Source organism: Arenibacter certesii DSM 19833 (assembly GCF_000429545.1).
Lineage (GTDB): Bacteria > Bacteroidota > Bacteroidia > Flavobacteriales > Flavobacteriaceae > Arenibacter > Arenibacter certesii.
In genome coordinates, this window is the sequence record NZ_AUCB01000047.1 from 19,483 (window position 1) to 29,632 (window position 10,150).

The following is a 10,150-nucleotide window of genomic DNA, read 5'->3' on the forward strand; positions in this document are numbered from 1 at the left end:
ATGAACTATACGGACAAAGGAATAAGGGAAACGGTCAACGAACTATTTGACCAATACATATTGGATGCCTATGAAGTGGTAGACCCTATGATAGAAATAGGCCAAGTTTTCGCATGCATAGGGATTTGTTTGGTCGGTCTACTTGTTCTTCTTAACAAGGAAAAGCGAGCTGATATTTTTGAACATCTCAGATGGGTTCCATTGGCTTTTGTCCTATTTAATTATCGAGCATTGACAAGGACCATCCTTGAGTTTTATCAAGGCATCGGAATGTCATTAAGGGCAAACGATATTTCTTGGGACGTTCTCCATATAAAAATACTTGTGGCACAAACAAAAGCCATGGTAGACTATGGCGTATCCTACCTACTTCTACAAGGAGATCCTGAAGCTTTACAGGCCCTTATTCTAGGTGCTATCACTTCAGGGGTTACTGCAATTGCATCAGTCATATCCGCTGTAGTATTCGTGGGGATAAAAGCGATGTCCGTAATCTATTTGTTCGTGCTGATAATATTCGGGCCATTAAATATAGGATTATCGTTCATTCCAATTTTTTCTGGGATGTGGAAAGCATGGCTACAAAAATTTATGAGTGTCTGCTTGTGGATTCCTATGCTCCATCTTATCGATAATTTTATGCTCCATGTGTTAGACAAACTAATAGACTCATTACTCTCCACAGGAGACACCAATTTAGGCTTAGTCCTTACAAGTGGCTTATTAATGCTGATGAACGTTTTTGTTTATGTAAAGGCACCAACCTTAGCCAACTTCATTGTACAGGGAATGAACGTTAGTGCTAGTCAATTAAAAGATCGGACGAAACACTATGTCAAAAAAGCAGCACAAACAACGGTCGATGTAAAGACAGGAGGCGCTACAAAAGGCGTAAGAACCTTAATACAATAAACGATTTAACGATGAAATTCGAATTTAAACGATAACGAAAAAACAGATGGACGGTAATTATAAGATTTTCAACGATTTAAGCAATGTCGGTAGCAGAAGTATCAAGGTCCTATATGTATCTTTAATTCTCACATTCGTATCCACTGTCCTCAATATCTTTTACACCTACAAAACGAACGAGAGCGCTAAAAACAATTTCTACCTCCTCGATAATGGTCAAAAGCTGGCTGCAGTCAGGATAAAGGACCACAAGCGTGCGGTAGATATTTTATGTGAGGGCCATATTGCCAATTTCCATGAATTGTTTTTTGCATTGGAACCCGATTTACGCCATATCAAAAGAAATATCGAAGGTAAAGCATTATACATGGCCGATCATTCGGTACAACGGCTGTACAATCGATTAATAGATCAGAACTATTACGAGGATATTTCGAAAAGTGGATATTCAATTGAAATAGAAAAAGATTCGATTTTGGTGGATTATTCCGAATATCCATTTCCGTTTAGATTCTTTGGAAAGCAAAGGATATTAAAGAGTGGCAATGCGGAATATCGGAACATGATTACCAAAGGGTATTTGGTTGAGACAAGCTCTACTCCAAATAATTTAAATGGATTAAAGATTATAAAGTTTGACGTTTTGTACAACCAAGATTTGTAATGCCCAACCCATGAACCAAAAAATTAAAAAATTAAATCTTTGGATAAATCGGCATAGACTGTTCGCTTTCTCTGCCCCTATCATCCTGCTTCTGGCTGTGTTCTTTGTAATGACCAGTATCAGCACTATGAGCAATGACAGACAAATTAGTACTCCAGAAGATGCGTACAATAATTCTTTGCCAGACCATAACAAACAACTCTATGTTACGAAACCTAACGACATCTATAAAAAGTCTTTGCAAGATTCATTAGATCGAATGCAGTCAAAAGGACTTTTCAAAAGCATTTTAGAAACTACAAAAGAAAATGATTCATTAGAGCGTATTTTAGAGGAACTCAATAACTTTTCTTTAGGCGAAAAGGAGAACAATAATCCTAATAGCTTCAAGGTTACCCCATATTCTGAGTCCAGTACTCCGCAGTATACTTCCAAAACTACAGAAGCCCAAAAAAAACTGGAATATAGAAACTTGTTGATGGAGGCAAGGGAGCAACGTCTATCCCGTAGCCAGGATTATTCTGCCCCTTACACAGAACCATCCACCAAGACCACTGCCAATACAGTATCATTCGATGCAGCCATTTACCGTGATCAGTTTATTCTACCAGGTAACCGAGTAACCTTGATTTTAAAAAATGATATTCTCTATAAGGGTAGGTTATTCTCAAAAAACACATTTGTCTATGCAATTGCCAATATACAGGGCTCAAGGGTGTTGTTGGAGATAACCAATATAGATAACATGGTGATGGCTTTGACAGCAATTGACCAGGAAGATGGCATGGTCGGATTATACAATGAGCGAGCAGGTCAATTATTGCAGGAATTCAAAGCCGATATTCACCAACAAAGTGTGAACGAATTATCGGAATCTATTGGCGAATCTTTGGAAATGCCATTGGCACAAAATCTATTGCGTTCTTTTGGCAACTTTTTCCAAAAGAAAAAATACAAACAGAAAGACAAGATCCTTTTGGTAAATGGAGACCGTGTATTTCTAAAACAAAAAAAAACATAGTAATGAGGATAGCACTTTTGCTCATATCGACCATATTATCTGGGTACTTGTTGAGTGGTCAAACATTCAGTGATACATTGCAGATATCCAAGGATTTCAAAACCATTCTGATTTTTCCCGAAAACATTTCGGAAAGCAGTATCGGCAACGATTTTGGATTTATTGTGGATTTGCCAAAACCGGAAGGGGGTAAATATAGTGGCCGGATACTTAAACTTTATTACGATGAACTCGCAATCGAAAATGAAAATGTGACCAATTATTTGGTCATTACCGATTCTGGAAACGTGTACGATTTTTTATTAGAACTAGTTGCGGTTCCCGTAAAAACGACCTGGTATATCACACAAGAAATGGCCGTTGCCAACATTGAGGGTAAAACAATGAAAAAAGGTAATGAAGATGTATTGCAGAAAATCAGAACCGAACCACATTTTGATGAAATCCAAGAAAAAACATCGTCGTCAATTACGATAAGACAATCTAAAATTAAAGTTGAAGATTCTATAGATAGTGCCACTAAGGAACTGTACCAATCCGATCCCTTGGAATATTATCGACTTCGGTGTTACTATATGCAGTTCGACAAGGCAAAAATAAGTCGGTATTTTTCACGGTTGGACAATGTTTTCCTATGGCTAAAAGGTGTCTATTATAACGAGGACGAGCTATATTTTCAATACCGGATAGAAAACAAAGAAGGCCTTGATATGGACGTCAATTTCATAAAGCATCAAATTGCAACCAATTATAAAAACAGCAGTAGTAATCAAAAAATGGAGCTCAATCCGGTCTTTGTCTATAAACAACCTAAAACAGTCTCAGGAAAAAGCGAAAACCATTTTGTAGTGGTTTTTAAAAAGTTTGCTCTAGATGAAAAGAAGGAGGTTTTAGTAGAGCTGGATGAGGAGTCCGGAAATCGTAATCTCTCATTGAGCATAGGCCACGAAATTATCAATAACCCCATACATTTTTAAAAATGAGGTATACCCTAAAACTATTGGCACTTTTCATATCATCACTGGCATACTCGCAAAGTAGCAATTATGCCTCCTCGGTTGGCTTAAGCGGGGGTTACGCGGAGGATGGTTACGGGATAATGGCCACGTTCAACTATCACCTAAACCGAGACCGATATGTGCAATTGAGCATCTTTGCTGCCATTGCTGAGGATAAAGGTTCGTTCGATATTCCCTATAACATATTCACGGTTCAACCTGGATACTTCCTCAAGGTTTGGGAGCAGAAAAATTTTAAACGGTATGCATTAAGTATCGGTGGTGGAGGTGTTTTCGGATATGAAATTATAAATAACGGAAATAATGTATTATCCAACGGTGCCATTTTAGATGCCAAAAGCAAATTTATATATGGGTTATTTATAGGGCTCGAAGGGGAGATAACTTTAAGTAATGATTTCTCTCTATTATTAAAAGCCAACGAATACTATCATATCAACAGCGATGTAGGCAAATTCTACCCTTACGCTGGATTAGGTCTACGATATTTTCTGTTTTAAACCATTTGAAGATGAAAAATTTAAATACAAGAACTTTATTCTCCATAACTACGGTACTTTCTATTTTCATCTTAATTATGGCGTGTAGCAAGGATTTCGAAAATATCATTCTAGATAGTTTTGATTTCAGCTTCACAGGGGAACATGATCAGGTAAGTTTTCTTTTTGAAAATACACGCACATCCTTCACATTAACTCCAGAAAAGGAAATCACTACAGTGGATTATTATGTAAAATATTCTCCAAGCAATATCAAAGGTTACTTCGTATCCATGAAAGGCGACACTATCCGACCGAATGATACATTGCAAGTAACTGATCGACATTGGAACTACAATTTTATAGCCATTGATACTGGACTACATAGGGTTAGGTTTATGGCATGGGACTCGAATGCCAATACAAAAGAATTGGAACTAGTTTACAATGCTAAATACGCGAGTTTTAGTTTTATGCTCAATAAGGGAGTGAACGAGTTTATCATTAATTCTAAAAACCCTATTAATGCCACGTTGCTACGGGACAAAGAAACGGGAGATCCCAACAACAAAAGCGAATTTGAGATTACCTATCAAATAGAAAATGGAACAGGAAAAGTGTATTTGGATGATAAAATCTTTGACGCAGGAAAACCATTTTTTCTTCTTAAAGGAATTTCTGAACTAAGCTATCTTCCAGAAACCTTGGGTACACATAAACTAATCATTACGGCCAAAGCCCCCGATGGTGCAATACTAACCGAGGAACTACTATTAAAGGTGGTAAATCTCAATTTCACGATAAACACAACGGCCGCTTCCTAACAAGTGGAACTCGATACCAATTTAGCAATTGCGGTAGACCTTAAAACGCAAGACGAGGAATCTGATGTTAAATACGAAATTACACATTCTTTTTCTTCAACAAGTATGGGTAGTGGCACAGTTCGAGATCAAAATGGTGGAGTTATGGAGCCTGGGCAGTATAGAACGATTATTCCCAATTCTTATAATTATACTTTCACCAGTACCGACTTGGGGAAACGAAAAATATATTTTACTATTCGTGATTCCAATGGACAAATTAAAAGGGATAGCGTTGAAATTGAAGTTGCCAATATTCCATTTACATTTTCAGGTAGTTCGGAAAGTAATTCAGTGTACCTCGAGGAGCAAACCCAATTCAACTTTAACTTAAAATCTAACGGAAATATCGAAAATATTGAATACAAAATTTCCTATGAGATTTTGGAAGGGAATGGCAGATTGACTGGGGTAAATGGTAATGTTTTACAGAACTCCAAGGATTACGTTGTTGAACTTGGTGATTTCTCATTCTTTTATTTCCCCGAGAGCCTAGGTTCTCACCAAATTTCATTTTTGGTAACCGACAATTACGGTCAAGAGGTTGGACCGGTCTTAATAGATTTAGAAACCAAACAGAACGATTTTAATGTCAATATTACTCCTTCTAAAACTTCAGAATTTGTCAACATTCCCATCAACACCATTATCGATATCAATGAAATTCCAGAAGAAACTAACGATACCTATGAAGCCTTTTATTCGTCGGGGAAAAATAGTTCACTACGGGTAAACGGAACTGAATATGGTCCAGGCGAAAAATTCCAGTTAAGCCCCAATAACAACAATGTCGTTTATTTAGGATCGGAAACTGGACAACACAACATAGTCATTAGCGTGGAATCCAGCGCCAATGTTACTCATACGGCCAGTACCGCCATCAGTTATAATCAGATCGACTTTCTTTTTACAGGAGGAAGTCAAAAATCGGATATTTCGGTTGGCGAAATTACATCTTTAAACTTCAATATTTCTGAAAGCATCGGCGCTTCTAATTATAAAATGCGCTACAGTTTAAACGGAAATGCCCTTATTAAAAATGAAAATGGTGTAGTAGTAAGTGCAGGTAATATTTATGAGGTTCCTAAAGGTAATTTCAACTGGAGCTTGGAGGGTACGGACGAAAGTAATATCACGCTGACATTTTATGTGCAAAACGACACCGGACTGGAGAAAACAGTGATTATCTCCGTTAATGTTATTCCTAAAGACTATAATTTCACAGCAAACGCAACTCAATCAAAGGCTTATACAGAAGAAGTCGTCAATACTAATTTCAATATAACTGAATTGGGCATTGGTGGTGATACTTATATGATGTATTTCTCTTCTGGGAGTTCCAATGGTAGCTTCGAATTTCAAGGCAACACCTATGCAGCAGGAGAAAGTTTTACCGTTCCCATTGGCTCCTTCCAAGGACAGTATACTGGTATTTCAGAATCCAACCATAATATTGAATTTACGGTCAGATCATCTTCAGAAATTGAAAAAACAGCAGATGTCAATATCGATTTTGAAAAGTATGAGGAATTCTTTGATCTTACCGTTAGCCAATCGTCTCAAGATAAATTTGAGGATAAACCCTTCCAGTTGAATGTGGTCACCAATGCCACCTCTGGACATGATACCTCTGTTATGTACCAAATGACATTTGAATTTGCCAGTTTGAATGGAGGTTACGTAATTCATCAAGGGAAAATTTACAGGGAAGGCGAAGTTATTCCCTTATTATACGGGTCTGATGCAATGCAGTTTTATCCGCAAATCGACGATAGTTTTACTATAAATTTTCGTGTCGAAAATTCAACCGGCATATCACAAAGCACCAGTGAGTCGATAATAATGCTTAAAAAACCAACTGTAGCTGTAAAAGGCGAGAAACACAATATAAGTTGTGGAGGTCTTAATGGTTGTGATTATGTGGTACGGATATACACCTGCTTTGCAGCCAATTGTTCCGAAGCCTATAATGGTGCAACCTTACAGCAGGTAGAGGTTCGTATCTACAATAGAAAAAATAAGAGATGGGATACCATGCTGTTCAATTACAATGATGCTAAAGGATCGGGTGTTGAACGCTATTTTGAATTAGAGGAAGAACCAAAGGAGAATGAATTACAATATCTAGACCAAGACTATGAGATTCGGGTACAGGACAATAATGGACAGTGGAGTAATACCATTAGGGGGACAATTGTTAGAGTCTAAGTATCAATTCATTTTAGCTTTTTTGGAAAGTAATGGTCACTATAACATCAGTGTTATCTAGTGTTTCCTGGCTCTCTACCACTAATTTATTTTTTGTGAGTTCCATTATTTTCATTTCGCTACGTATCCCAAAAGCTATACGATTATTGTTTATGAGTTCGTAGGTGTCCGATTCAATAGTGGTAAAGGGCTGGTTTCCTTCGCATGCTAGTCCATTTTCATTTATACTGAAGGCTCCATTCTCGCCTTGTCCCCTTTCTGCGAAAAAGGTAAGATTGTCTTTTATACACTGCTTGATTTCCTGAGTATTGAACAAATCGATATTAGAAGTTCCATCACCATTGATATCTACTGCCCTGTCGGTCATTATTGATTGATATTCCCATTGGCCCAATAGGGCTTGGTGTCTATCTGAATCTGATACGGTATTATCATCTTTACTACACGAAAAAAACAGTAAAATTGGAAAAATAAGAAAAACGTTGGGATAAATTTTCATAACTACCTGTTTTAGAACTTCATATAAATATAAGCATTCTGACTGTCAATAAAGTATACCTGAATGAACAATACCTAAAGCTGAGGAGAAATAAATGCAAGGAGGGCTTTTTTCGGCCCTTTTTGCGTTTATGTGCGGTTCCGAGGGGGTTGAAAATCCATAGTCGAATTGTCTTCAATAAGTAGGTAAACGAAAGTCGTTCGTTTGATTATGCGTAGAAGGAATGGATTTTTAACTTCCGCAGGAACAGGTGTAAAGAAAACATGAACTTTACTTTATACTATAAAACCAATGATATAAATAAAACTCATTTAAGTGGATAGGTTCATCCCTTTATCTTTTCCATTATCATCATAAGTTCCTAGACGCTTTCTATTCGTTTCATCTATAGCTGCATGGTTTTCCTTGCCCTTCCCTTTTTCCATTTCGTTACTGTATTCTGCCATACCTGCTTGCATAGCATTCATATGGCTATCTTCTGAGTTTAAATTCTTGAACATTGGTGAATTTAAGTTCAACTCCTTGGCCAATTCATAACCAAGATTGAATCCCTCCAAATAATCTTTATCAACTATTGTTTCTTTCTCCATAACTTAAAATGTTTCGCGTACATGTTTCTCAATATATTCATTGATCGAATCCCTGTCATAAAGAATAATTTTCCTCTGGGGTTGTGAAAACCTAATCTTCCCTTCATCCCTCAATTTCTGCAAAGTGGTAGTGGATTTAATATTTAGCAGCAACATCGCCTCTTCAGCATCTATCCATTTGGCTGGTTTGTTATCTCGTTTCGATTCCATATGTTCCACTACCTTGTCAAATAAGGCATAAAAAGCTTCTTCTTGTAGACATACTACTTGCATTGGATTTATTTTAAAGATTCTACGATTGGTAGTTATTATAACGAATACTTCAGCTACCTAAAAGATACGAATTATGTGGTTTATATACTAGGTTAATTGGTCTAATTGTCAGCTATTTAGATAAAATGGCAAGGTATTTCCTAAAACTACTCTCCCACCCTAACATATCATCAATTTTAAGATTATGAGAATTTTGAAAATCGCTTGATGTAATTACTTGATCGGAACTGGGAATGATTGTATTTCTTTGTTATCTCAATCTCTAAAAGGATTATTATATCACTTTAAATACCTCCTGCTACTTACAAAAAAGAAGGCGATTTTTCAGGTAAACTTCATAAAGATCAGTATTCTAAATTATAAGAAATAATCTCTGACTTAGTTCCACCTGATCAAATTTATAACGCTAAAAAAATAGCATAATAAACAACAAAGAAATACATTTATACTGTCTTACAGATGGGGAGTAGTTTAGTATGCCAAAAATTATTTCCATCAGGCTCAATTGTATTAGAATTAATTATATAGATAAGTTAAATTTCATTTAAAGGACATTTCCGAGGATGAGATATTATACGGGAGGTGCAAAATTGGAGGCAATCTCGTCATTCGTATTACCAAAGAGCTTAAAATTTTTTAGTTTCTTTATTCAAAGTAAAACGGATGATGAATATCAATTTAATACAAACTATAATGGAAGTTCAAAAAGTTTTAAAAATGATAAAACCCAGCGTAGAAAAATGAATGGTTACCTTAAACTTATAGCTAAGTGTGTGGGTATAAATATAACTCGTAGAAAAGAATGAGCTGTCATTTCTGACAGCCCAATTCACACTAACTAACCAACTAACAATATTTACCGATGAATATCTGAAATTAATAATGTACACCTATTAAAACTCTCTATTTACTCATTATATTATGATGTTTTTTTCAAAGGTTTACTTTCCAAAATCATGTCTTTCTCTGTAAATGCGGCTTTAAGTTCTGGGGCAATTCCATCGTTTATTTGTATATCAGGTAATGCTCCCTTTATATCTTTAAGTCCCACATCAGAGATCTGGGTCTCCCAAATATAAAGGTTTTTTAACCCCTTCAGGTCCTTCAGAATGGATATGCTCTGATCTGTAATACCCGTTTCATACGCTTTTAGCATCCTAAGCTGGGCAAGGCCAGCCAATTTATTGAACTCGGTATCGGTGATAGGTGTTTTATCGAGTTCCAGCCACTCCAAGTTTTTACACTGTGCCACTAAGTCCATTTCCTGCTCCCCTATGGGGATACCGCTCAGGTCCAATTCAATGATATTGTTCGAGATCCGTTTTAAATCCGTTATAGGTTTAGGTTCATAATTGGGAGGCAAAAAAACCGATATGCTCAAAGCCTGAGAATTACTGCTTATCCTATTTATGGTGATATAATCCGAAGCCAAGTTTTGCAGCGTACTGTCTGCAACCTTAGGAAGTTTTGCCCAAGAGTCTGTTGTTCCTGATGTCATCATGTTTCTCACTCTGCTCCCCAATGGTTCGTTGCTATCCAAATGGGCCAACTGTAGCGTATCCGAGGCTCCTAGGGCTATCCAGCGTTCCAGAATAGCAATTTCATCTTCGGTCAAGGGAATT

General features: G+C 36.7%; 11 protein-coding genes. 7 read left to right on the top strand and 4 right to left on the bottom strand.

Annotated elements, in window-relative coordinates; all coding sequences use genetic code 11:
* Genes G466_RS0117420 through G466_RS0117450 form a run of 7 tightly spaced genes read left to right on the top strand, consistent with a single transcriptional unit; the run spans position 1 to position 7,166 of the window.
* On the top strand, positions 1-912 hold the full coding sequence (locus G466_RS0117420) for a type IV secretion system protein (protein WP_026814786.1): 912 nt from the start codon (positions 1-3) through the stop codon (positions 910-912).
* A 46-nt stretch (positions 913-958) separates the two neighbouring features.
* The gene (locus G466_RS0117425; protein WP_026814787.1) at positions 959-1,576 is read left to right on the top strand and encodes a hypothetical protein; all 618 of its coding nucleotides are present in this window, start codon (positions 959-961) and stop codon (positions 1,574-1,576) included.
* A gap of 10 nt (positions 1,577-1,586) precedes the next feature.
* Complete coding sequence (traM, locus tag G466_RS0117430; protein ID WP_034236068.1) at positions 1,587-2,597, top strand: conjugative transposon protein TraM; 1,011 nt, start codon at positions 1,587-1,589, stop codon at positions 2,595-2,597.
* A 2-nt stretch (positions 2,598-2,599) separates the two neighbouring features.
* Entirely contained in the window at positions 2,600-3,574 is a 975-nt protein-coding gene (locus G466_RS0117435) for a DUF4138 domain-containing protein (RefSeq protein ID WP_084418948.1), read from the top strand.
* 2 nt (positions 3,575-3,576) lie between these two features.
* Positions 3,577-4,116 (top strand): conjugal transfer protein TraO, encoded by a 540-nt coding sequence (locus G466_RS23320; RefSeq protein ID WP_051315747.1) that lies wholly within the window; start codon positions 3,577-3,579, stop codon positions 4,114-4,116.
* Between the two features lie 11 nt (positions 4,117-4,127).
* Positions 4,128-4,919: a hypothetical protein gene (locus tag G466_RS0117445; protein WP_026814790.1), complete on the top strand. Its 792-nt coding sequence runs from the start codon at positions 4,128-4,130 to the stop codon at positions 4,917-4,919.
* Positions 4,920-4,922: 3 nt separating this feature from the next.
* Entirely contained in the window at positions 4,923-7,166 is a 2,244-nt protein-coding gene (locus G466_RS0117450) for a TraQ conjugal transfer family protein (protein ID WP_026814791.1), read from the top strand.
* A gap of 13 nt (positions 7,167-7,179) precedes the next feature.
* Here the strand turns inward: G466_RS0117450 and G466_RS0117455 are convergent, their stop codons facing one another.
* The 4 genes from G466_RS0117455 to G466_RS24145 form a co-directional block, all read right to left on the bottom strand.
* Positions 7,180-7,665 (bottom strand): hypothetical protein, encoded by a 486-nt coding sequence (locus G466_RS0117455; protein ID WP_026814792.1) that lies wholly within the window; start codon positions 7,663-7,665, stop codon positions 7,180-7,182.
* 311 nt (positions 7,666-7,976) lie between these two features.
* Positions 7,977-8,255, bottom strand: a complete 279-nt coding sequence (locus G466_RS0117460; RefSeq protein WP_026814793.1) for a hypothetical protein — start codon at positions 8,253-8,255, stop codon at positions 7,977-7,979.
* A gap of 3 nt (positions 8,256-8,258) precedes the next feature.
* Positions 8,259-8,528 (bottom strand): helix-turn-helix domain-containing protein, encoded by a 270-nt coding sequence (locus tag G466_RS0117465; protein WP_026814794.1) that lies wholly within the window; start codon positions 8,526-8,528, stop codon positions 8,259-8,261.
* A gap of 919 nt (positions 8,529-9,447) precedes the next feature.
* A partial coding sequence (locus G466_RS24145) for a leucine-rich repeat domain-containing protein (protein WP_026814796.1) occupies positions 9,448-10,150 on the bottom strand: 703 nt, incomplete at its 5' end.